This window comes from Alteromonas sp. AWJ4_197, assembly GCF_056160285.1.
In genome coordinates, this window is sequence record NZ_JBSWWW010000002.1 from 272,399 (window position 1) to 295,230 (window position 22,832).

At 42.6% G+C, this 22,832-nt stretch carries 21 protein-coding genes; 9 read left to right on the forward strand and 12 right to left on the reverse strand.

Annotated elements, in window-relative coordinates; genetic code table 11:
- Positions 1 to 18: 18 nt before the first annotated feature.
- From ACXAGC_RS04625 to ACXAGC_RS04640, 4 genes are all read left to right on the forward strand, one after another.
- Entirely contained in the window at positions 19 to 597 is a 579-nt protein-coding gene (locus tag ACXAGC_RS04625) for a YceB family lipoprotein (protein WP_474842809.1), read from the forward strand.
- Between the two features lie 5 nt (positions 598 to 602).
- A complete protein-coding gene (locus tag ACXAGC_RS04630; protein ID WP_474842811.1) occupies positions 603 to 1,469 on the forward strand; it encodes a lysostaphin resistance A-like protein in 867 nt (288 codons plus the stop codon).
- A gap of 16 nt (positions 1,470 to 1,485) precedes the next feature.
- Entirely contained in the window at positions 1,486 to 2,577 is a 1,092-nt protein-coding gene (locus ACXAGC_RS04635; RefSeq protein ID WP_474842813.1) for an MBL fold metallo-hydrolase, read from the forward strand.
- A gap of 346 nt (positions 2,578 to 2,923) precedes the next feature.
- A complete protein-coding gene (locus tag ACXAGC_RS04640) occupies positions 2,924 to 3,682 on the forward strand; it encodes a hypothetical protein (protein ID WP_474842814.1) in 759 nt (252 codons plus the stop codon).
- Between the two features lie 315 nt (positions 3,683 to 3,997).
- On the opposite strand, the gene ACXAGC_RS04645 is transcribed toward ACXAGC_RS04640, so the two are convergent.
- The 9 genes from ACXAGC_RS04645 to ACXAGC_RS04685 form a co-directional block, all read right to left on the reverse strand.
- Complete coding sequence (locus tag ACXAGC_RS04645; protein WP_474842816.1) at positions 3,998 to 4,993, reverse strand: M48 family metalloprotease; 996 nt, start codon at positions 4,991 to 4,993, stop codon at positions 3,998 to 4,000.
- On the reverse strand, positions 4,974 to 5,582 hold the full coding sequence (locus ACXAGC_RS04650; RefSeq protein WP_474842818.1) for a hypothetical protein: 609 nt from the start codon (positions 5,580 to 5,582) through the stop codon (positions 4,974 to 4,976). Before ACXAGC_RS04650 ends, ACXAGC_RS04645 begins: the two co-directional genes overlap by 20 nt.
- A gap of 493 nt (positions 5,583 to 6,075) precedes the next feature.
- Positions 6,076 to 6,654: a YecA family protein gene (locus tag ACXAGC_RS04655; RefSeq protein ID WP_474842820.1), complete on the reverse strand. Its 579-nt coding sequence runs from the start codon at positions 6,652 to 6,654 to the stop codon at positions 6,076 to 6,078.
- A gap of 97 nt (positions 6,655 to 6,751) precedes the next feature.
- Positions 6,752 to 7,504 carry a TIR domain-containing protein gene (locus ACXAGC_RS04660; RefSeq protein ID WP_474842822.1) on the reverse strand — a complete coding sequence of 251 codons (753 nt, stop codon included), beginning with the start codon at positions 7,502 to 7,504 and terminating at the stop codon, positions 6,752 to 6,754.
- Positions 7,505 to 8,238: 734 nt separating this feature from the next.
- The gene (locus ACXAGC_RS04665; RefSeq protein ID WP_474842823.1) at positions 8,239 to 9,552 is read right to left on the reverse strand and encodes an ATP-grasp domain-containing protein; all 1,314 of its coding nucleotides are present in this window, start codon (positions 9,550 to 9,552) and stop codon (positions 8,239 to 8,241) included.
- Positions 9,553 to 10,416: a hypothetical protein gene (locus ACXAGC_RS04670; RefSeq protein ID WP_474842825.1), complete on the reverse strand. Its 864-nt coding sequence runs from the start codon at positions 10,414 to 10,416 to the stop codon at positions 9,553 to 9,555.
- A gap of 95 nt (positions 10,417 to 10,511) precedes the next feature.
- Positions 10,512 to 10,859, reverse strand: coding sequence for a pYEATS domain-containing protein (locus tag ACXAGC_RS04675; RefSeq protein WP_474842827.1), 348 nt, complete (start codon positions 10,857 to 10,859; stop codon positions 10,512 to 10,514).
- Between the two features lies 1 nt (position 10,860).
- Positions 10,861 to 11,493: a hypothetical protein gene (locus ACXAGC_RS04680; protein ID WP_474842829.1), complete on the reverse strand. Its 633-nt coding sequence runs from the start codon at positions 11,491 to 11,493 to the stop codon at positions 10,861 to 10,863.
- A gap of 81 nt (positions 11,494 to 11,574) precedes the next feature.
- Positions 11,575 to 12,528: a DNA/RNA non-specific endonuclease gene (locus tag ACXAGC_RS04685; RefSeq protein ID WP_474842831.1), complete on the reverse strand. Its 954-nt coding sequence runs from the start codon at positions 12,526 to 12,528 to the stop codon at positions 11,575 to 11,577.
- 306 nt (positions 12,529 to 12,834) lie between these two features.
- Here ACXAGC_RS04685 and ACXAGC_RS04690 point away from each other — a divergent pair, with 306 nt between their 5' ends.
- Together ACXAGC_RS04690 and ACXAGC_RS04695 are read left to right on the forward strand one after the other, a co-directional pair.
- Complete coding sequence (locus ACXAGC_RS04690; RefSeq protein WP_474842833.1) at positions 12,835 to 13,941, forward strand: hypothetical protein; 1,107 nt, start codon at positions 12,835 to 12,837, stop codon at positions 13,939 to 13,941.
- Positions 13,934 to 14,992, forward strand: a complete 1,059-nt coding sequence (locus ACXAGC_RS04695) for a hypothetical protein (protein WP_474842834.1) — start codon at positions 13,934 to 13,936, stop codon at positions 14,990 to 14,992. The genes ACXAGC_RS04690 and ACXAGC_RS04695 overlap by 8 nt, the downstream gene beginning before the upstream one ends.
- 672 nt (positions 14,993 to 15,664) lie before the next feature.
- Here the strand turns inward: ACXAGC_RS04695 and gcvP are convergent.
- The 3 genes from gcvP to gcvT form a co-directional block, all read right to left on the reverse strand.
- A complete protein-coding gene (gene gcvP / locus ACXAGC_RS04700) occupies positions 15,665 to 18,562 on the reverse strand; it encodes an aminomethyl-transferring glycine dehydrogenase (RefSeq protein ID WP_474842836.1) in 2,898 nt (965 codons plus the stop codon).
- 90 nt (positions 18,563 to 18,652) lie between these two features.
- Positions 18,653 to 19,042 (reverse strand): glycine cleavage system protein GcvH, encoded by a 390-nt coding sequence (gene gcvH, locus ACXAGC_RS04705; RefSeq protein WP_119502131.1) that lies wholly within the window; start codon positions 19,040 to 19,042, stop codon positions 18,653 to 18,655.
- Between the two features lie 32 nt (positions 19,043 to 19,074).
- On the reverse strand, positions 19,075 to 20,154 hold the full coding sequence (gcvT, locus tag ACXAGC_RS04710; protein ID WP_474842839.1) for a glycine cleavage system aminomethyltransferase GcvT: 1,080 nt from the start codon (positions 20,152 to 20,154) through the stop codon (positions 19,075 to 19,077).
- Between the two features lie 139 nt (positions 20,155 to 20,293).
- On the opposite strand from gcvT, the gene ACXAGC_RS04715 reads away from it, so the two are divergent.
- From ACXAGC_RS04715 to ACXAGC_RS04725, 3 genes are all read left to right on the forward strand, one after another.
- Entirely contained in the window at positions 20,294 to 21,142 is an 849-nt protein-coding gene (locus tag ACXAGC_RS04715; protein ID WP_303572928.1) for a LysR family transcriptional regulator, read from the forward strand.
- Between the two features lie 108 nt (positions 21,143 to 21,250).
- The gene (locus ACXAGC_RS04720) at positions 21,251 to 21,379 is read left to right on the forward strand and encodes a hypothetical protein (protein ID WP_474842841.1); all 129 of its coding nucleotides are present in this window, start codon (positions 21,251 to 21,253) and stop codon (positions 21,377 to 21,379) included.
- Between the two features lie 86 nt (positions 21,380 to 21,465).
- The gene (locus ACXAGC_RS04725; protein ID WP_474842842.1) at positions 21,466 to 22,659 is read left to right on the forward strand and encodes a porin; all 1,194 of its coding nucleotides are present in this window, start codon (positions 21,466 to 21,468) and stop codon (positions 22,657 to 22,659) included.
- The last annotated feature ends 173 nt before the right edge of the window (positions 22,660 to 22,832 follow it).

Sequence of the window (22,832 nt, forward strand, 5' to 3'; positions counted from 1 at the left end):
ATCTAATCCGGAGTCTTTATGAATAAAATATCAGCCAGCCACCTATTAGTGGTTTTAGTGTGTATCATCATCGCCGGTTGCAGCACGCTGGCTTCTCTTGCGTCCTACAGCGTAACCAGCGCGGACCTGCAACGGGAACTGGATAAACAGGTTACCAGCCTGCAGGAACAGGCTTCTATCGTCGGTATTCCCATTCTGTTGGAAGTCAACGACATGCAGGTAAATGTGGGGCCGGACAACCGTCAGACCATTCAGCTCATTGCTGATGCCACTGCCACGTTGTCGGTTCTGGGACTCACCTACCCCGCCAAAGTAAAGCTGGATGTCGAAGGTATGCCCTACTACGACTCAAGCAAAAAAGCGGTATTCATCCGCTCACTGGTGCTCAACGACACCACCGTGGATGCCATGGGCTATCGCGGCAATCTCGCGCCTGTAAGCAGTAAAGTGATGGGTTTGTTAAACCAGTTTTTAATGGATCAGCCGGTCTATGAAGTGAAGAACGTACCCTCCGGTTATGCGTGGCTGACAAACATGCCGCTGTCGATGACCGTTGAGTCCGGAAAGATTGTGTTCCGTACGCAAAGCGCGGATTAACACGGGTGGCAGAATATTATCTGGTTGTATCCACTTTACTCATTGCCAGTGCCTTTAGTGCTTCTCAATGGGTAAAGTTTGGCCTGCCTTTTCTGCTGCTGTCAGCGCTCTGCTTCGTTACCCTGTCTCCCGTATTTCTGATTTTTGTTGCCTTATATATTTATGTCACCCGGAGCCTGAGTGCGCATCAGAATAAACAGGCTAACCCGTGGATAACCAGACTCTTTCAATTAATGTGGTTCGTGCTGAGTGCAGGACTCATCATCCATAAACTGCCCGGTTACCAGGGGCTTTTGATTGCAGAGAACATTGCCCTGAAAGCCGGCAGTTTACCCGCCAGCTTTTATTTGAATGTGGACAAAGCTTTGTTCAGCTGGTCAGCACTGTGCTTTGTTCCCCTTATTAAACGTAGCTTCCCTTCAAACCCCCGGGTTAGATGGTGGATGCCGGCTTTGTTAGTGCCATGTGGTATCAGTGCCGTTGTAATAGTTGCGGTAAATACAGGCATCGTCACCTGGCAAGTGGCAGTACCGGCATGGTTTCCGCTGCTCGCACTTTCTAACCTCATCAACACCTGTGTAGCAGAAGAGTTGTTATTCCGCGGCCTGTTATTTAAGTTTGTAACCAATAAACTGCCCGCCACGCTTTCATCAACCGCCCGTAATTTAATGGTACTGACTATAACCAGCGCAGTATTTGGTCTCGCCCATTTTGCAGGCGGCACCAGTTACATGATTGTCGCTACAGTGGCGGGTTTACTTTACGGTACCGTATATATGCTAACCGGACGGATTGTTTTTGCCGTACTAACGCACTGGTTGTTGAACGTGACGCATATGTTTTTGCTGACTTATCCTATGACGGATGTATGAATTGAAGAACAGAAAAATGAGAACTACAGTCCACCTTGTCACGTGCCTTTTCGTCGCTATTTCATTAAGCGGCTGCAGCGTATTTTCAAAACCAAACTCGATAGAAAAGATACTTTCTGAATCCGGTCCGGTTGCCAAAGCAAGTGACGGCAGATATCAAAATAGCTATCCGGGAGAAAAGGAATATCCGGTAACCTGTGAAGAAAACTGTTACCCCGATACACCACAATTGAAGTGTGACGAAGACAATAGCCTTTGCATCTTCATTGGTGAGAATCCGGAAAATGAAGAGGAGTATGGTTTCAATATAACCTGGCTTGGTCATGCCAGCTTTCTGGTTACACTGCCAGATTCCACAACGTTACTTTTCGACCCTGTTAGTGAACAATTTGACTGGCCCATAGACTGGCTGCATGCATTAAGCGGCGGCATGATCCGTCAGCCACCCGATTGGCCAGATACAGCTACATCAGGTATCGACGCAGTGCTGTACTCACATTTGCACTACGATCACTTTAACAAAGCGGACATTAAAAAACTTGGAAGTGAACCCACATATTTGGTACATCAGGATACCGCCAGTTACCTGCCAGAGAACGGACTATCCATCAAAGAAATGAGCTGGTTCAGTGATTACAAGACAGGAACAGCAACCATAAGTGCAGTTCCGGCACATCATTTCAACAGCCGCTTCTGGGTGCCTCTCATTTACGAAGATAACGAAAAAGCGCTGTGGGGAGGCTGGCTTGTAGAGCACCAGGGTAAAAAGCTATTCTTTGCAGGCGACACCGGATACTCATCCCACTTTAAAGACATAAAGCAACGATATGGCAGCATAGATGTTTGCTTGCTGCCCATTGCATCCTACTATCATCCTGAATATGCAAAATGGTACCGGTACGTTCATCTCACACCAGAAGACGCACTTGTTGCCGCTAAGGACCTTGGCTGCAAAGTGATGATTCCGTGGGGCTACGGAAATGCCAGCTGGCAAATGGGCGACCATTCTTCCCATTCTCCGCTAAAGCGTTTATTGAAAATGCATCAGGAGGTTAATGCAAAGCTGCCATTAGTGATCCTGAATGAAGGGGAGAGTGTGGCGCTGTAGTTTCGGCTTGGGATTAGTTTGCATTCAGGCCATGAGCCCAGATCAAGAGAAAACAACTGGGGTATTTTGACAATGGTAGAATGTTTCCCAGTTTCTCTATTAATGACTGACCGCTGAAAGCGATTAGTCAGACAGTCCGCTACAGACAAGTAGCGGACGTTTGAGTCATCAGTTGAACTCAATGGGAAAAGTAACGCTTTATACTTCAAATATCTGCGATTAAAAATAAGATTATATTGCGAGCTTGGCGTTTCAGATTACACCCACCTCGTATAAGTGAAGATAACGAGTAATTGTTATGCTAAATTAAAATCGGTTATAAAACGATCGAATGAAAGGGATTACAATGACTCGATTGACTTATCAAACGGCATTCATAAGTTTCATTACTGCGGTCATAAGCCTACTAGTCGTTTTTCTCGGCTTTTTTCAATCAAACGATCCTGCTGAATTCATTGTAAAAAATACAGTCGAAATACCACCACTTTATGAAAGGCAGCAAATTGGAATTGATGACTTCGAAATTTATTATGAAAGTCGATATCCCATCGCCAACATTGGTGAAATAGAGTTCCCTGATTTCACTGGAGAGAGAGGGTGGGTCTTTGGAAAAATTCAGACGTTCAATACAACTAATCAAATACTTCAGGATTGTGAGCTTACAACTTACAAAAAATTAGGGCATGGCTGGTATAAAACGGCTCATTTAGTTAATGCTAAACAATTTGAAAAGGTTGAAAAGGACTGGGTTAAGAAAGGATATGATTATGAGAGAGAGAAAATATATACCAAATCTGTGGAGTTTCCTGTGTCCTATCCAAATCAAGAAATAGAAATCAAGCTTGCACGCGCTAGTTTGGGCGAGTCTTTTGCTTTGGACTTAAGGTGCCCAAGCGAGGGAGATGGATTCTACCGCAGTAAACTTATCCAACTAAATACTGAAAATGAAGGGTTCTATTACAGTTCAGAAAAGGCTTTTGAAAGAAATCTTACGATTGTAGTAGTAGCGGGCGTGTTTATATTTTTTTGGGCGGTGCTGTTCTGGGCGTACAAACTGATCTTCGTTCTTCCGGTATGGCTGTTCAGGAATTTCTACAACAAGTAAAGGTTAAGCTATAGTGATGAAGATTAATTTTTTTAACCAAATTACGTCAATCTTTGAATAATTCTAAATTGCTTTATAAAAATTAAAATAAGCCGTATTGGTTTAGCCTACTATTGACAAACAACGGACATTCAATGTTGTGATTTTCTACTTCTGATATTGGTCAAAACGAAAGTGCTACAGCTAAAAGATAACGAGAAGGATCTGTACTATTGAAAATAGTTCATTACCTTTCAATTTTTACACTTCATCTTTATGCTAGTTGCATCATTATTACGGATGAAATGTAGCGAATTTCAGTAAGGAGCCCCATATTTAATTATAGGTATTTAAGTTTACAAAACCATCGCATATTTCACTAATTTTAAACGCTTTCTTCCTATTCTCGTAAATTGAATTCATAAAATCATAAGCTGTTTTCTTCTGAAAATAATGCTCTTCTGTAATGGTTTTATTATTTTTTTCTGAATCTAACATATTGTATCCGAAGAACAGATAGCCATCCATTCCGTATAAAACTCTGCATTCTGCTGATGGATGTGTACCTGTATTATTTGGATTTTCAATGTGAGCAAATACATTCATCAGAGGTATCACTCCTAATGGGGGGATATAGGTAACTGCATTGTGGCCTTGTCGCGCTAAAACTGTTAAAGCTTCTATATCGCTATGCCATTCCTGTTTCCGGCTCTTATAATTACTTATTCTTTCCCCATTTAAATGTTCCAAATAAATATGGGCATACTCATGAGACAAAATAAAACTCAATATTTGGTGAGTCGTTATGCCAATAAGGAAGTTTGCATACTCTTGTCCTCCTAATGGAATTAATCGCTCTGTGATGTCGTCCTGACTAATACCTAATACCTGGTACATTCCAGGAAAAACACCATCTTTTACTTTTGACTGGTCAAAATTTAGCGCCCAATCGATGAAATCACTATAGTAGTCTCCAATCTGGGCATTTTTTTCTGGGTACAGCTGTTGAATAAGAACAGCGTTTGCAAAAATATCTGCAAGCAATACCACTAAACCACCTATTTCGACTTTATATCTTCCATTCCGAGTCCTAGTTACTTCGGCATTAAATGCACCAGGAGTAACAATTACATCCGTTTTTCTTATAATTCGTCGAACTTTTTCACCATGCACATTGGCAATACTTGGAATAACTTCATCATTTATAAATTTTTGGGCACTATGCATTAATATTCTTGCATCTCGCTCATCACCAGGATTTTGAGCTGCGTATAGCGGAAATAAACAAAAGTTTAGAACGATAATAATAGTTTTAATTATGTATTTTTGCATTTTTCCACGCTTCTATATCTTTGACTATGTTATAAACTTCTTCATCTTCTATTTTGTTACCTGCTCTGAAGTCGTTTTTATATTCTCTCCATATTCTTAAATCTTCCTGAGAAAAATTCTCCTGGATCAATTTATTTCTGATAATTTCAATTTCATATTTATACTTAGAAAATCGCATGGCAACTTGAGGACTAGAAAAGTTTTCAGTTTTAGAAGCATCTTCTGCTAATGAGCCTAAGGCTTGGACTATTTTAAATAACTCATCAGTATTTTTAGACCCTGAGCCATACTTAACTTCATATCCAGCCTTACCAGCTTCGCCGCTTTCTATATTTTGGGGAGAGCTAATACTAAAACTATTTGTTGTAGCAAAATATAATATGGCAGCGCCGAATAGCACGAAAAACGCCCCTGGCCCTACACTGATAAACTTGATCGACCAATCTCCAGCAGAGAATTCTGCTTTTTGACTTGATATCATTCGAACTTTGAAAAGATTCCACCCTAGGAGAATGGATATTATAGCTCCGAATACTATCAATAACCTTTCCATACCCCTAAATAGAGCTAAAACTGACTCAATTTCCATAAAAATCCTTTTTTAATGTTATTTCCAGAGTGCCTTGGAAACGCGTTACGACTATTCGCTTCTTGAATAATATAGCCAAGGATACACTAGCACATTTTTTAATCAATACGATATGAAATTGGATGAATTTCAGGTTTTTAGAAGGAAATGCAGGCACCGAAATGCCTGCTCTTCATTTTTTGCTCTGCCGATCATCAGATATCCCAAACAGCGCATTCGTGCTGAGATATCAACCAACGAACCTAGCGTCGGCTCTTCACTGCAAATACAACTTGGAAAGCAGCCGGAAACCTTCGATGGCATCCAATCATGTTGCGGGTTCTAGGATACCCACTGGTTGGCATTTTACGAAGTGATGGATGAGCACCCTGTTTCAGTAAAGTGCGGACGGTCAACGCTTAAGCTATACGGTGCATCAAAGTTAGCGCATATTTTTCTCAGCAACTATTATGCTGTCTTAGCGTAGTCCGATTAAGCTGCTTGTTATAGCGATTTAACCACAACACTTTTTGTTCTTTTGCCCTGATCCACAATAACACTGATCATTTCTGCCTGTATGTTTTTTAGCAAGAGATAAAATCGCAGGATAAAGTAATGAAGCTCGCATATCGAACCGATTTAAGTCAGATTGAGCAACGATTCCCTTACTATCCAAGCGCAGTTGATCCTGTTCGACTTCTATACCGATATACTCCGATAATGCTCGGTCGTCGATCAGCGGAACAAACTTAGTTGGTAAAAAGTTGTTCTTAATGAGATTTTCAACGGAGCTACCTGGAGCAAACTTTAATAGTCCAGTACGATATTCATTTGGTGTTACGCAGACCAGTGAATTATCAGACATTTTAACAACAGCGTGAGCTGTCATTTTTATAGAAATATTACCTAGGCAAGAGAATATCCAGCCGAACTGCACATTACCCCCATGTTTTTCGATATACGAAATAACATTATTCAAACAATTCAGGGGTTTAGCATCTGGATCTGGTTGAACCGGAATTTTTCTTAGCTCTTCGACACCCAATTTCTTGAGCACATCACTACTCAATTCAGGTAAATCAAAATACTGCAAATCTATACTCCTGATTCAACAATCACTATAACGCTCGCATTTTCGGCTTGTTTGGAGCGCAGCGGAAAACAAGTCCGGCAACATGATCTTGTTAGATTTATACATGATAACCAGCGCTCCTCATTTCAATTTTTAATTGCTCTTGCCAGCTTCCGGTAGTGTCCATGTGAACGTATAAAACACCGCTAATATCATTAGGTGTTTCAACATCTCCCTTAACAAGGGCTGTAACCCTAGGGCGGCCTAGCTTGCCAATTAGATACCCATGTTCAAATACAACATTTTGACGAGCTCTATACTTTCCAGATAAAGCGCCAACTTTTGACCCCACATCACAGGGAGTATATAGAACAACTCCAAACCCTACATTTGAGTAGTGTTCAATTTTCTCAATGATTGTCATTCCTGAGCTAGCTTGCTTGTGTAGGATTATTGGTTGTAAACCTAAACTAGTTATAAATTTCTCTACATCAAGCTTTGCAATTTCATCGTGCCCATGAACAATAAAGACTTGCGAGTTATTAAAACCTCCTCCCAATCCTTGAACAGGAGGAATGACTGGTGGCTCTGGCGATCTTATTTGTTGAGCAGCTTCAACTTGCTGCTGTGTTATATATCCATGACGAACTAATATGTCGAATATAGGTTCATCTTTTACTGCCCAATGTGTTCTAGATAACTCCCAATCACCTAAGTCAATATCTACACGCATTGCTTCAATTGCACCAATTGGCAGGGCGGGTAATATCTGGTCAAATTCATAATCCAATACTACAGATTTATTTCTTACCCTTATATTTGTAATGTAGCCAATTCTTGATTCTGTAGCTTCATTTTCTGTGACAAACAAGGTTGGGAATGATTTTAATTCTTCAATCGCATTTTCATCAAAGATGCTTATAACGCTCGCTTATCTCATCAGCAGTGTATTCAACAACAGCTCGACTTTTGTCGCATTCATATGGAGACAAGTTCCAGGTTTCAGGGTTATAGGAAATCAATAAATTGAACAAACTTACTCTCCATGTTTATTAGCCTATTTAAATCTAACAGCTTATTACTGAGACTTCATACTAACACTCGTTTCCTCTGAAAAGCCACGCTCAACGTTTTCAGAAGAAACGTCCGCTTTACGTACAAAACAGCCATTAGCAAGTTTTCGGCACTGCCCACCCTCGACCAAGGAATTACTAGCGTAGCGATATAGAACCCTCTTATATTTCAAGCCCCCATAAACAAAAAAGGCTAACCATCCGGTTCGCCTTCCATCAATCTAAAACGTCAATTGCTGGAAAACAACAATTAAAATTGTGAATACCCACCTAAGAAAATCAATATGTTGCGCTTCGTCAAAATGCAATTAAATTTGTGAATAGTTAACTACCCCTCAAAAACCTAAATCGCATCCAATACAATTAAATTTGTGAACGCAGAATTCCACCGTCTGACAGCGCTGAAAGAACTTTTAAACAGAGTACAACATTGCTTATCGCTCTGCTTCGCCCCCCCAAAATACAAAAGTAACAAGCAAAAATCTACCGTTCCATTATCTGTGATCAATTTCAAGTAAATCAAGAATCGTCATTAGTAAATGGAAGGAGGTCTCAGTTGCAACAATCGTCTACCACATTGGATGAGCTCTGATTGATTTGAAGCTTTACAAACAACAAATCCAAGATATGACTCTTCGTTTAAATCATCTGAAGTAAACTTATCACCAATTTTTCTAACTCGCTCGAATCTAACTAACTGCAAATTAGAAAGAACCGACTCTTCGAAATCCCCCCATGATTTCAAGATACCTTCGCTGAATGCGTATAAGGGAAAATGCAGAGCGTGGCTGTCAAAATCTTTAATGCTAGAACGTTCTAAAAGCCGAAGTTGAATTTTGGCATCAAACTCTTCCAAATTAATTCCCGTCCTCGATTGAGCAGAACACCATAATAGTCCCCCTGGTGCTCTGGGATTCACTTCTATTAAATACGCCTTCCCTTCAAACTCTCTAGCTTCTATATGAAAAACTCCTTCTTCAAATGACAAAGCATCTAAAACCTCACAAGCGAATTGATTCAATTCAAATTCAGATAGGGTTAAAGTAGTTAAATTTGGCATATTGTAGGAGTCATACAATGGAGGAGTAATTGTCAATCCATCTCCAAAAAAAGTACCATTTATCACGCTAAGTTTGTGTTGAACGATGGAATGAATTTCTCCATTTGAAATAAACCCATCTATAGAAAATTCTTGTCCTGGAATGTATGGCTCAATTAATTTTGCTTCAAGGCGATGTTTATTTATACCAAGTATTTCACATACATCAGGTGGAACCATAGTTACGTCTGATATATATGAAGATCCATAGGACATAGCCTCATTGAAACAATTAAACTTTTTGACTCCACATGCACTTGCACCGAATGCAGGCTTTACAATATACCCAAATTTAGAGAAAAACGATTCAACATTGACTAGATTTGCACAACTTGATACTTCAAGAAAGTTCTGGCTTTTCGTAAAACTTAAGGACGACTTATCAGGGCTTTCCGCAAGTAATTCACGCATCATTATTTTATCGCAAGACTCTAATACACCTTGCCTAAGGCTCAAATTAAGAGTCTTCTGAATAGCTAAAGCAGGTAATAAAGCTGACTCGTTCAAGGCAATAATATTCTTCCAATCCCCTTCATCAAGCTCTTTACGTATAACATCAGCTAAATGAATGACTGAACCGCAATGAGTAACTACACGACTTGATGTGCCAAATACATCCACTTTATTAGAAGAGAAGCCATCAACTTTGCAAAGAAAAATTCTGCTAATCTCAGAAAAAGAATTTAGAATATGAAGAAAGCGTAAAGTCTTCGGGTAGACTTTATCAATAATAAGTGCGACATCCATCTATTTACCGTTCAATTCAATTTTTTTAGCGTCCCCCTCTTGATGCATAGCTAAGAGATAAAGAGCATATAACCCTAGACAGACTTTTCCTAACAGTAAGATCCATTCTAGATTTACAGCAACGAATGCTTCAGCACTCGGCAGTTCACATGGAGTTGAATCACCTCTCGTACAATCTCTTCCATGAGAAACTGCTTGTCCAGCTCCTGCAAATAAAATAAGCAAATGACTTATCGGATCGGGTCGAGCATAAAACCTTCTAAAGGTTAAATAAACACCCATCCAGATAATGCAGTTGAACATATTTGTAATCAATCTCAATGAAGATATATCATTCGAAAGTGACTCTCTATTTACGTCATTATGGAGGTGGTTTTTCCAAAAAATAAAGATAGCAAATAAAATAAAAGAGATAACAATAGTTAAACTTTCCAGATTAACCTCTGAAGTAGATAATTTACTCCGAGCTGAAAAAAACCAAGTAGCGATGAAACAAAAAGAGCCAATCATTTCTGTTATTGGATCGTAAAGGGGTAAACCAGAGATAAAACCTTCATCACCACTTATCAACATTGCCAAATAATTTAAAGCAATAAACAAAAAACCCAAACCAAGAAAACTAATCGCCTTTTCGAAATCATCGACTTCTTTTGAAGCAATACACTTTTTGACAATAGGAAACAATAGTGCGCCAGCCAAAATAACACACGTTAAAGGTGTTATCCATGTATCTGGAACTAAACCTCCAGCTTTAACTAAGTTATCTATCATCGAAGTAGCGAAAGCAACGAAACAAACACCCATTACTCCCAAGCTAGGCAACCTATTTACCCAATGGCTATCTCTAAACAACCATTTCGCCATACTTCTACTGTTACTATCTGTCATATCAACCTACTATTGTTCTAACTATGCGGGTGCAACCGTTGAATACAGAAAACGAATTTTTTGGTCCAAATTTACACTTCAATATAGCTCGTCTCTTCACGAGGTAAAGAATAGCTAAGCATATGTGTTAATTCGACAACAGATTTATCATATTTGTAGCATTTCACTTTAATTTCAAAAACTCCCCAAGTCCAAATGGTAACGGAAAAGTTATTCTTTCTATTTTGAGAAGTACGGATTCTATTCTTAAAAGAGCTATGAAGTTCATATTCTACAAAATTAATTTCGGATAATTCCTGTTCAGAACCATCTATCCAAATACCAATATGAAAGTGACGTCTTCCTTCTTCTTTAAACCGCTTAAATTTTATTAGACCATCAACATTCTTTATTACACTATGGTTAACGCTTAACGACATATCATTGCACTCCTTCATCATTGAATGATGGGGCACTAAAGCCTTCTATTTCTTCCTGTGCTTGTCCAATATCATCTTCATCATCTAAAATCAGGGTAGAGTTTTGTATTTGTGAATTTAGTAGTTTTATAGATGCTATTTTTTCACCCAAACGTTGCGTTGCTTTTGAAAAATTAACATCCCTATCATCAAGCAAAACTATCGCAGTATCGTCAACCGTTTTTCGAAACTTAGATATAGTTAAATCAGGATCTTCTTGATTGGTTATGGCTCCTCTAGACAATCGGTACAAGTAATCAATTATAGATTCGTTTGTATTTGTCAATGCTCGTAACCGCTCACTATAATCGCTCTCTTTCTCTGATGGACTAAATGTACTTTCAACTAAAGAAACTGCTGCTGTGAGAAAAGCCAGTATTGCGGTAACTGTGCCATACCATATGTCATTAAACGCCCAAGTACTGATTCCCGCTGCTCCTGTTGCAAGACTCGAAAGAAAAACCACATATTTACCAAACCTAGCAACTTTCCCATAATTTTTACGAAGTAAATCATAACCAATCGCGTGCGCGCTTGATTTGATATAAATATCAGTAAATTGCTGTTTAACGACATTAAATTGTTGAGGAGTCATTATTTTGTATATCTCCCTTTCTGATCTATTAACTTGATAAACTTGTTACATAACTAAAAAATTTCGATCTTAGACTTTGCTTCAATACCAACTCAATTCATCCACTGCCTCATATAACGATTCCAAATCCATGAGTTTTCTTGCCTCTTCCATTGCAGAGGTATTCGCTACGCCTGCCAGTAATAGTGCTTTTGTTTCACTCGAAAGATCTTTTAGTTCTTTTACTTTTATTGCTTCAGGTCCTGAATAAAATTTCAATGGATTACTTTCAAACATCTGTGAATCGAAAACTAACCCTGTCCACAACTGTAGTTCAGTTGTTGTCACGCGATAACTACGTAACTGAATACGCTGCTTGGCTTTAGTTGTTTTCAATGTATCCGTTTCCTGAAAGAAGATGTAAGCTGAAGTAACTAGATTTCCCTGCATATCCTCGTAGCTTACTGTCTTCCAAAATCCTGATGGGACTCGAACTGGTTCGAATCCTAACCCCTTAGTGAAAAATCGATCACATGTCGTAAAAATAGGGCCAGTGATTACAATCAATCGGTCTGCTACAGCCATTTTAAATTTAGAAACAGCTAATTCAGGTAACCGCCACTCATCTTCATTAAAGCACTTATGTTGCATAGATGCGTTGGTATAAGCACAACTGTCGTTACTAGCAGCCAATGCCCTATCATATCCTCCCCAAGTAATTGCAGTTCTTCTAGTCAAATGACCTCTATCCCAAGGTGTTTTGGTGTAAGCATCATTAGTAATTTGATTTTCGCGACCCACTCTCTCATCAATGAACCACTTCCTTCCCTTATTACCAGAAATAGTCAATTGAGTAGAGTTGTCAACGTTAGCCGCTGAATACAAGGCTTGTTTAGTAGACTTACTCATTAGCAAAGAGTAATGAATGTAAGGAACAACAATCTTACCTTGAGGCAGACCTGGTGGCTGCAAAACATCGCCTAGTGCGGCCAATGAAGGTTCAGGTAGATCAATTGAATAATTGGATAAAAAGTCACTTTGATAACCGTCACGCATAGTAAATTCCGACTTCCATTTCAGATATATTTCATACTAGAGCCTGTTCAAAAAATAAACAACACATTTTTAACATCGACGGATTCCATCTAAAAGATAGATTGTAGCCGGATGACTGCTAATTTCTTTTTCATAGAAAAAAAATACAAGATCAAAAAAGTGTCTTGCAGCAATAGTTATTTTACTAAATACTTTTTGAGTGCTTTTTTAGGACACGGAGTCCGGTTGTATGTCCACGCACATTGATGGCGGTAGGAACTAAACAACAGTATGTCGTCAGATGGACGACTTTAAGGATAAGAAAAGATGGCCAAGCCACATATAATATTCATTCATGGCATGGGTGAGCATACAGAAGAAAAATTCTTGAGTGACTTTTTCACACCACTAGATAAAGCTGCGGCGTATTTTGAAAAAATGCCAACATTAACGGGCAATGTCGAGCCTCACTATATTGATTACAACGAACTCATAAATGAAATTCGTGAATTTATGGGCCGAGCAACAATCGACGATATGCATGCGCGCTTTCCTGGCGCCCCTTCAATAGTTGCAAAAATCAACGAGCTTAACGCTAAATTCGCCGAAGATGACAGCTTTTGGTTTACACATGTTTTAGATGTCGTCATTTATCGTAGTTTTTTCGCCGATGCAATCAAGGCGAGAGTAGGTAAGAAGTTGCTAGAGGCAATGGATGCGGCAACCAATGCCAAGGAAGATATACACATTGTATGTCATTCTTTGGGGACCGCTGTAGGTCACGATGTACTTCAGGCGTTATACACTAATAGTCTTCGCGACGAGGAAGGGAAGTTATTGACTTACGCTGGTATAAATAAAATCCGCTCGATCACAATGGTTGCAAACGTTTGTACGCTACCAATTACTGAAGCGAATCCATATGGTTCAGTGGTCAAGCCAGGGCCCAATGGCATTTGTGATTACTTCATGTCATGTCGACATGTTCTCGATCCTTTTGCGTCAATAATCAAATTCGATCCTAGTAACAATTGGCCTGACGTCCAAGGAAGTGTATTCAGAAATACAGTAATCAATAGGGTTGAACGAGCCAATGTTCATGACATGGACCACTATTTCTATGACCCTCGAGTTTTTCTTCCGTTTTTCATGAATTTGTATCCAGTTGCATTTAAAACAAAAGCTTCAGAGTTGAAGGCAGCTAGAGAAGCTCACGACGCTACAACTATTCAAGGAAAATTTGAAGCATTAAAAACTTATATGGAAGATGCAGATATTACGCTTTACTGGGATGAGGAAAATAAGGAATTCGTTTACTCCGAGGACGTCGACACTATGCTGGAAAAACTCAGCACTTTATTTGATCAACTAAAAAAAATTGGAGACCAAATCTCCAACCTGACCGAAAAAGATGAGGAGCATGCAGATGAATAAGTTATGTTTATTGCTGCTGGTATTTATTACGATTACTCAATCTGCTTTTGCTGAAACGCCCGATTACTGCAACCCAACTTTTGATGATGGTGCAGATTTATACTTTGCAGACTCTGTAGGCGCGGCAAAAGATGCTCTGTCAGAAATTTGTGGTGCGCTTGCTAATGATGGAACAACAAAACAACAACTTAACGCAACGTTGACTTTATTTCATGAAGCGTTGCAAAAAGACGCATCAAAAGTCATGACGGAATTGAATGGTTTCCTCTTTATCTTTGACTCTCCGCTACTAGAAGTTGATGGAGATATCGCGACTGGGATGATACCGGATTTCATTGTGCATAAACCAGATCCTTTAAATCCTAACCTTGTCGATAAAATAACTTTTTATTATCAAGGTAAAGGGCCTACAATGGCCGAAGATGTTCCCAAAAAACAAGCACAAGATTGCATCGACAATGATCAGTGCAGTGAAGCCTTGATCGCCTACATGGACATAATCAAAAGTGTATACAACCCTTTAGCAGCCACCCCCATAAAACTGGCTTTCGATTTCCTTACTCTAAGGGATAAGCAGTGGACAAACTACATTAAAGAAGCGCGCAGCCAAACTTTCATTGACATTGCGGTCACATCTATCTTGTATGAGTGGAAATATGGCAAAGACGAACACAACTTCCGCTCTCCGCCCAGAGTGCAGTGGTTTGCTTTAAGACCCAACGTACTTATAGAAAATGTCAGTAGTGCAGTCGACGGCGATCAGGTGAAGGAATCGTTAGCTCTAGAGGTTATTGGCTTTAATTATTGGCAAGACCAATGCTTTGGATATGCATGTGGAGCATCTTTAATAGTCAACTATTCAGATCGAAACGGAGTTGATGACAAAGGATGGGGCGTAATGTTTCATGTTGAGAATAGCTACTCTTTTGGCTTAACAAAACACAGCGGCGAAACAGGCTTTTTCGTTACGGTCGACCTGCTGAAGGTATTCCAAAACAAAAAATCTTCATTTGATGAGTATAATGACAAATATCGCAAACTGGCACGTTAATTCAATTTAAGTCTGTGCTGAGTGTGTAAAAATATCTGTGTAATTGGCATTCTTAACCTGTTAAAGGAAATACAGAATGCCAATATCAGATAAACATATAGCTCAGCTTTTAGAATGCTGCAATTCCCTCGATACAAATGAAAACTGGGTTCAGGCATTTTAGAAACATAAGATGGTAACTAGATTAAGCATTTTGAATTTGGGAACAGGCTACGAATTTTTCGTATAATTGACTCCTTTAAAAAGTCGATTGTCCACTTCCCCATTAATGAGACAGTGCTGAATTAGAGTTTTCTAGTGTTGCCCGGTAAGCTGCCGGTGGACAGGTTCAAGAGCCCAGATACTTGAATCTCGATTACCTTTATTTCAACCATTGATAGATTCAACTGATAAAAAAGTATCCGAATGGGCTATTGCTAAAAAACCACAATGGGAAGCTTACATTGCAAGTGAATATGAAAAAGAAGCAGAACGTGACGCTGAAAATGGTGAGCGATTTGAATGGTAGATAAATATATCGAAAATTGGCAATAAAAAAGCGAACCATCTCTGGTTCGCTTTTTATTCTCTATGCATTCACAATCTTAATTGCATTCACATTTTTAATTGTTGCGTTCACAAACTTAATTGTTGATCGCCAATTGCAAAGAATCAACGTTAAGCAGTGAAACCTCACTCCTCAATATAGCTCTCAATACTCGGACAAGAGCATATCAGGTTGCGGTCGCCGTATACGTCGTCGATACGGTTTACGCTTGGCCAGAACTTGTTGCGGGCAACAGACTCAACAGGGTAAGCGGCGACCTGACGGTCGTAGCTGCGGGTCCAGTCGCTGTCGCAGATGTCGGCCAGTGTGTGTGGTGCGTTGTGCAGCGGATTGTCTGTGGCATCCCACTCTCCGCTTTCCACTTTGGCGATTTCGTTGCGAATGCTGACCATGGCTTCAATGAAGCGGTCCAGCTCGTACTTAGCTTCAGATTCCGTTGGCTCGATCATCAGCGTGCCAGCAACCGGGAAGCTCATTGTCGGCGCGTGGAAACCGTAGTCGTTCAGACGCTTGGCGATGTCCATTTCGGTAACACCGGACGCTTCTTTAAGCTGACGCAGGTCGATAATACATTCGTGAGCAACACGACCGTTACGGCCTTTGTACAGTACCGGATAATGGCCTTCCAGCGCTTTCGCCACGTAGTTAGCATTTAAGATGGCCACTTCGGTAGCTTTACGCAGACCTTCCGAGCCCATCATTTTGATGTACATGTAGCTGATTGGCAGAATAGATGCACTGCCCCATGGCGCGGCTGATACTGCACCACAATCTTTGCCTGTACCTTCAATGTTCACCACTGCGTGGTTTGGCAGAAAAGGCGCAAGGTGTGATTTCACCCCGATTGGTCCCATACCGGGGCCGCCACCACCGTGAGGAATACAGAAGGTTTTGTGCAGGTTCAGGTGCGATACATCAGAGCCGATGAAGCCCGGTGACGTAACGCCTACCTGTGCGTTCATGTTCGCACCGTCCATGTAAACCTGACCGCCGTACTGGTGCACGATGTCGCAGATTTCACGGATAGTTTCTTCGTATACACCGTGGGTAGACGGATACGTGATCATGGCACAAGACAGGTTATCACCCACTTCTTCAGCTTTCTTACGCAAGTCAGCTAAATCAACATTACCGTTCTTATCACATGCCACAACAACCACGTTCAGGCTGACCATTTGCGCAGACGCCGGGTTTGTACCGTGCGCTGAACTTGGGATCAGACACACATTACGGTGACCTTCGCCACGGCTTTCGTGGTAACGCTGAATCGCCAGCAGACCGGCATATTCACCCTGTGCACCGGAGTTAGGCTGCATGGATAATGCGTCGTAACCGGTGATGTTGATCAGCCACTCGCTCAGCTCACCAATCATTTCCTGATAACCGGAAGCCTGGTCCACAGGCGCGAACGGGTGAAGCTGACCGAACTCAGGCCAGGTGACCGGAATCATTTCGGCTGTCGCGTTCAGTTTCATGGTGCATGAACCCAATGAAATCATTGAGTGGTTCAGAGCTAAATCTTTGTTTTCCAGTGACTTGATGTAACGCAGCATCTCAGTTTCTGAGTGGTACGAGTTAAATACATCATGAGTCAGGAAATCAGACGTACGTACCAGATCCGCAGGAATAGACTGGCTGCCCTGTGTGGTAACTTCAGCGTCCAGACCATCCACGGCTAAACCGTGATCGCCGCCCAGCAGTACATCGAACAGGCCGGCAATATCCGCACGGGTGGTGGTTTCATCTAACGACACACCCACAGCGCCCTCAAGGTCAGCACGCAGGTTCAGTCCGCGGGCATAAGCGGCTTCGAGTACTTCAGCTTTGTTATCCACCATCACGGTTAACGTATCGAAGAAAGTGCTGTGCTTCAGCGCAACGCCTTTTTGCGTTAAGCCGGTTGCCAGAATATCGGCGAAACGGTGAATGCGGTTAGCGATGGTTTTCAGGCCTTCAGGACCATGATAAACGGCGTAGAAAGACGCCATGTTTGCCAGCAGCACCTGTGCAGTACAGATGTTAGAGTTGGCCTTTTCACGACGGATATGCTGTTCGCGGGTTTGCAGCGCCATGCGCAGTGCAGGACGGCCACGGGTGTCTTTACTTACACCGATGATACGACCGGGTAATGAACGCTTGTAGGCATCACGGGTTGCGAAAAACGCAGCGTGAGGGCCACCGTAACCCATCGGTACACCGAAACGCTGTGCACTGCCCAGTGCCACGTCAGCACCCAGCTCGCCCGGCGATTTAAGCATAACCAGGCTCATCAGATCTGCCGCTACAGCAACAATACCTTTTTTGGCTTGTACCGCTGCAATGATGTCACTGATATCTTTTACTTCACCGGTGGTAGTCGGGTATTGCAGCAGCGCACCGAACACATCGTGTTCTGCAGCTTCTTCTGCAGGACCGGTAACGATACCGAAACCAAACATTTCAGCGCGGGTTTCTACCACGTCTTTAGTTTGCGGGTGCACATCATCAGCGATGAAGAACAGGTTCGCTTTTTTGTTTTTCGAAACACGTTTGGCCAGGGCCATGGCTTCTGCGGCCGCTGTGCCTTCGTCCAGCAATGAGGCTGAGGCCAGTTCCAGACCGGTCAAATCAATAGTGACCTGCTGGAAGTTCAGAATGGCTTCAAGACGGCCCTGGGCAATTTCAGGTTGATACGGCGTGTATGCCGTGTACCAGCCCGGATTTTCCAGCACGTTACGCAGAATAACGTTCGGTACGTGGGTGTCGTAATAACCCATACCGATAAAAGAGCGGTTGATTTTGTTTTTAGAAGCCACGGCTTTCAGTGCAGCCAGTGCATCAACTTCTGTCTCGCCACCACCTACTTCAATGGGCTTATCCAGTTGAATAGCTGCCGGTACAGTTTGTGCCATCAGATCATCCAGTGAGTCAGCGCCCACAGATGCCAGCATGGCTTGAATTTCTTCTTCACCCGGGCCGACGTGGCGGCGGATAAAGGCATTTTTTTGCTCTAACTGAGCCAAAGTAAGGGATGAATTCGACATAGTTTTGTTAAGCACTTGCAATGGGTTATAAAAACAAAAGGGGCTTAAATTGCCCCTTTAAGCCTTTTTGGATGTTGGCTCTGTAACGAATTAGTCTTCGTCGATGCTGTTTTCGTAGCCTTCTGCGTCCAGCAGACCTTCAGCTTCAGCAGGATCATCCGCTTTAATCTTGAATAACCAGCCGTCTCCGTACGGGTCGCTGTTTACCAGCTCAGGAGAGTCTTCCAGCGCATCGTTAATCGCAACGATTTCGCCACTGATTGGCGCGTATACATCAGATGCAGCTTTAACAGACTCAGCGACACATACGTCGTCACCGGTACTTACCGCGTCGCCCACATCAGGCAAATCAACAAATACCATGTCACCCAGTAAGTCCTGAGCGTGCTCAGAAATACCTACAGTGAAAACACCATCGCCTTCAGGACGAACCCACTCGTGAGTTGATGCATAACGTAAATCGGTTGGGATATTGCTCATAATAAGTTCCTGATTATTCCTTGATGTTGGGATTACAATACACTTTTACCATTGCGTACAAAGCTGGGCTTAACCACATTTACTGTAACCCACTTTTTACGCATTTCCACCTCTACAGTTTCACCTGTATTGGCAGGTACCCGGGCCAGTGCAACGGAATGCCCTAATGTTGGTGAGAAGGTGCCTGAAGTGATCACACCCTCTCCTGATTCTGAACGCACTTTTAAACCGTGACGTAACACGCCTTTCTCGGTCATTACCAGACCGACAAGTTTTTCAGTACCGGCTTCTTTTTGTGCTTCTAATGCTTTACGGCCGACGAAATCACGGTCTGCCGGTTCCCATGTGATGGTCCAGCCCATGTTGGCAGCCAGCGGAGAAACGGTTTCATCCATATCCTGACCGTACAGGTTCATACCGGCTTCTAAACGCAGCGTGTCACGTGCACCTAGACCACACGGCTTAACACCTGCATCCAGCAGATCCTGCCAGAACTGGCCTGCCTGCACGGCGGGAACCATAATTTCGTAACCTGCTTCACCGGTGTAACCGGTGGTAGCAATGAATAAATCTTCCGCCTGTACGCCGAAGAACGGCTTCATGCCGGCAACTGCTTCTTTCTGAGCAGCGCTGAACAGCGTAGCGGCTTTTTCTTTCGCATTCGGGCCCTGAACAGCAATCATGGCAAAGTCAGGTTTTTCAGTGATGGTGACATCGAAACCGCTGGCTTTGTCTTTCAGCCAGTTCATGTCTTTTTCACGGGTGGCAGAGTTCACCACCAGGCGATAGTTAGTTTCATCGAAGAAATACACGATAAGATCATCAACCACACCGCCTTCTTCGTTCAGCATGCCGCTGTACAGCGCCTTACCTTTAACCTGTAACTTGGCCACGTCGTTAGCCAGCAAGTAACGCAGATAATCTTTCGCCTGCGCGCCTGTTACATCGACAATGGTCATGTGAGATACATCGAACATACCGGCGTCTTTACGCACCGCGTGATGCTCTTCGATTTGTGAACCGTAATTAATTGGCATATCCCAGCCGAAGAAATCGACCATTTTTGCGCCAGCTTCAAGGTGCTTAGCGTGTAATGCGGTGGTATTCGTCATGCGACTTTGTCCGTTTCGATGTGATAAAAACAGCACAAAGTATAGGTTTACGACAAAAGACCAATCAAATTGGAATTTCTTATCCTTACATTTGCAAATATAATATAAGAAACTCATATCATCAGCATTTCAAATCATTATGAAGCAGTTGTCGTTGGATAACTTACGTACTTTCGTAAGTGTAATTGAGCAAGGTGGATATGCTAAAGCAGGTGAATGGCTGGGCCGTTCCCAGCCTGCCATCAGCTTACAAATCAAAAAACTGGAAGAGCAGTTAGACCGGAAATTGTTTACCAAAGTCGGTCAGCGGCACCTGCCCAGTAACGATGGCAACTGGCTTTACCCTAAAGCAAAAGAATTGCTTGAGATGAACGATGCCATTTTCCGCTCGTTAACCCCCGCTCCGTTAAGTGGCCGCCTGCGTCTTGGCATTCCGAATGAATTCGCCTCAACACTGTTACCGGGTTTAATTGGTGAATTTTCCAAGCGTTACCCGGATGTTTCACTGGAAGTGACCTCATCGCTAAGCCGCGATTTGCTCCATGCTTCAAGGCGCAGTCAGTTCGATTTAATACTGGCTCTGGTGAATCCTGATACGGAAGCCGGCGGTGAACTGGTGCTGGAAGACGATATGGTATGGGTAGGCGATGCGGCAAGACCGCTGGTAAGCGACCATATTTCCTTAGTGCTTGCCCCGGACGGTTGCATGTACCGCAGCCGGGTAATTGATGAATTAAAGCAGCAAACACGGGTATGGAAAATTACCTATACCAATGCTGATTTGGGCGGTCTGGTTGCCGCTATTCAGCAGGGTTTGGGGATCACCGCCCTCGCCCGCTCAAGTATGCCGGAGAATTTAACTATATTAAAAGACAGCCGCCTGCCCCGCCTGGGTAAAGTCAATATTTGCCTGTTCAATCAGGATACCCAGCATCCGGTGGTCAGCCGCACGCTGGCGGAGTTTATAAAAAGCAGGCTACAGCGTTAATCTGTTTCAGATCCGTTCATGAGTTCAGTGGTTCCGGGCTGGCAGTATGCTTAGTATGAAGTGGTTAAAACTTAACGTTATTAATCAACCATAGATAAGGATGCCACTGTGAACCGCGAACATACGCCGCCAGTATCAACAACGAGGTTTCCGGCAGAGAATCTGCTTGCCGGTGTACTGCTTTTTACTCTGGGCATGGGAGCGGGGGCGGCTATTGGTATGTCATGGGTCGTTTAATATGTCAGTTTTGTGACAATCACCTTTGAATATACGACTAAAGACTATACACTCCGCTGCCATTCTTACCGGCTGCAAGGTGAAATGTGTCTTTTACTTGTTCTTCTCTACGCTTTCTTTTCATTACATTCAGTGTTCTTTCTGCATTTAACAGCAATGCCACGTCTTTATTCTCAGACTACGATGGTAACGGCCTGACTTATGCCACAGCGGATAATCAGTACTCTGTGCAAATCCGTGGCAGAACGCAGTTTCGTTTTGCCAGCCCGGGCGCCGGGCAACCCAACGACATTGGCGATTTCATTGCTGAAAGTGGCAATCAGTTCGATATTAACCGTGCCCGGCTAAAGGTTGGCGGCCACGTTGTTCGTGAGTGGATAAAGTACTACTGGGAGTACGATGCAGCAGATTCCCGCACATTAAACGCCACCATCGCGCTGGAAAAATATGACGGAATAAAGGTGAAATTCGGTCAGTGGAAAGTGGAATACTCACGTGAGCGTAGTGTGAGCAGCGGCGGACAGCAAATGATGGACCGCTCAATCATCAACCGTGTTTTTACTCTGGATCGCCAGCAGGGTATGTCGGTTTATGGGCATATTGATGAAGGCGGCGCGGCAAACTTTAATTACTGGACAGCTCTGTTAACCGGTTCCGGTCGCGGTGAATATCACAATCACGATGGTAACCCCATGTATGCCGGACGTTTCCAGTGGAACTTTCTGGGTAAGGAAACCGGATTTAAAAACAGTGATATCAAACGTACGTCAGAACCTGCAGCCGCTGTTGCTGTAGCCGGCGCAAAATACCGCAGTATCTATACCCGCTTTTCCTCGTCGGGTCCTGGCGCACTGGATAATATCGATATTGGTGAAACCCCCGACCAATACGACGTAAAACAATATCTCGTCGACGGCGCATTCTTCTATCAGGGTTTTAACGCTCAGGGCGAATATCACGAAAAAGAGGTCACCGACAGAATTAACGGGAACCGGCAAACAACCCTGCGTGGCTATTACGTGCAGGCCGGATACTTCTTAAATGAACAGTTTGCCTGGTGGCCTGCGCCGCTTGAAGTGGCAGCCAGATATGCCACGTACGATCCGAAAACCGGTGATGACGGCGACAAGTTTTACGAACGCACACTGGCATTTAACTGGTTTATCAACGGTCATAACAATAAAGTGACCGCGGAAGTCAGTCATATCAGCATGGAACAACAGAGTGAAGAGGTGGGAGACCGGATAACCTGGCGCTTACAATGGGATGTCAGTTTTTAGCCGCTGGCGCGGATTAGCATTACATCTTTTTAATACTCACCAATAAAAATTACTACTTTTGTCTAAATTACCTGACTACACTGAAGAGTATACTAATAAAAACTACGATTCCAAAAATAGTTGCCGGATAGTCGCCATCCGGTATGTGTAAAAGCTTTCATGTGGCAACTTGT

Excerpts from the sequence above, each read along its gene's own strand:
- ACXAGC_RS04625 (WP_474842809.1), top strand. The coding sequence starts at position 19 with ATGAATAAAATATCAGCCAGCCACCTATTAGTGGTTTTAGTGTGTATC.
- ACXAGC_RS04635 (WP_474842813.1), top strand. The coding sequence starts at position 1,486 with ATGAGAACTACAGTCCACCTTGTCACGTGCCTTTTCGTCGCTATTTCA.
- ACXAGC_RS04640 (WP_474842814.1), top strand. The coding sequence starts at position 2,924 with ATGACTCGATTGACTTATCAAACGGCATTCATAAGTTTCATTACTGCG.
- ACXAGC_RS04645 (WP_474842816.1), bottom strand. The coding sequence starts at position 4,993 with ATGCAAAAATACATAATTAAAACTATTATTATCGTTCTAAACTTTTGT.
- ACXAGC_RS04650 (WP_474842818.1), bottom strand. The coding sequence starts at position 5,582 with ATGGAAATTGAGTCAGTTTTAGCTCTATTTAGGGGTATGGAAAGGTTA.
- ACXAGC_RS04665 (WP_474842823.1), bottom strand. The coding sequence starts at position 9,552 with ATGGATGTCGCACTTATTATTGATAAAGTCTACCCGAAGACTTTACGC.
- ACXAGC_RS04670 (WP_474842825.1), bottom strand. The coding sequence starts at position 10,416 with ATGGCGAAATGGTTGTTTAGAGATAGCCATTGGGTAAATAGGTTGCCT.
- ACXAGC_RS04675 (WP_474842827.1), bottom strand. The coding sequence starts at position 10,859 with ATGTCGTTAAGCGTTAACCATAGTGTAATAAAGAATGTTGATGGTCTA.
- ACXAGC_RS04680 (WP_474842829.1), bottom strand. The coding sequence starts at position 11,493 with ATGACTCCTCAACAATTTAATGTCGTTAAACAGCAATTTACTGATATT.
- ACXAGC_RS04685 (WP_474842831.1), bottom strand. The coding sequence starts at position 12,528 with ATGCGTGACGGTTATCAAAGTGACTTTTTATCCAATTATTCAATTGAT.
- ACXAGC_RS04690 (WP_474842833.1), top strand. The coding sequence starts at position 12,835 with ATGGCCAAGCCACATATAATATTCATTCATGGCATGGGTGAGCATACA.
- ACXAGC_RS04695 (WP_474842834.1), top strand. The coding sequence starts at position 13,934 with ATGAATAAGTTATGTTTATTGCTGCTGGTATTTATTACGATTACTCAA.
- gcvP (WP_474842836.1), bottom strand. The coding sequence starts at position 18,562 with ATGTCGAATTCATCCCTTACTTTGGCTCAGTTAGAGCAAAAAAATGCC.
- gcvH (WP_119502131.1), bottom strand. The coding sequence starts at position 19,042 with ATGAGCAATATCCCAACCGATTTACGTTATGCATCAACTCACGAGTGG.
- gcvT (WP_474842839.1), bottom strand. The coding sequence starts at position 20,154 with ATGACGAATACCACCGCATTACACGCTAAGCACCTTGAAGCTGGCGCA.
- ACXAGC_RS04715 (WP_303572928.1), top strand. The coding sequence starts at position 20,294 with ATGAAGCAGTTGTCGTTGGATAACTTACGTACTTTCGTAAGTGTAATT.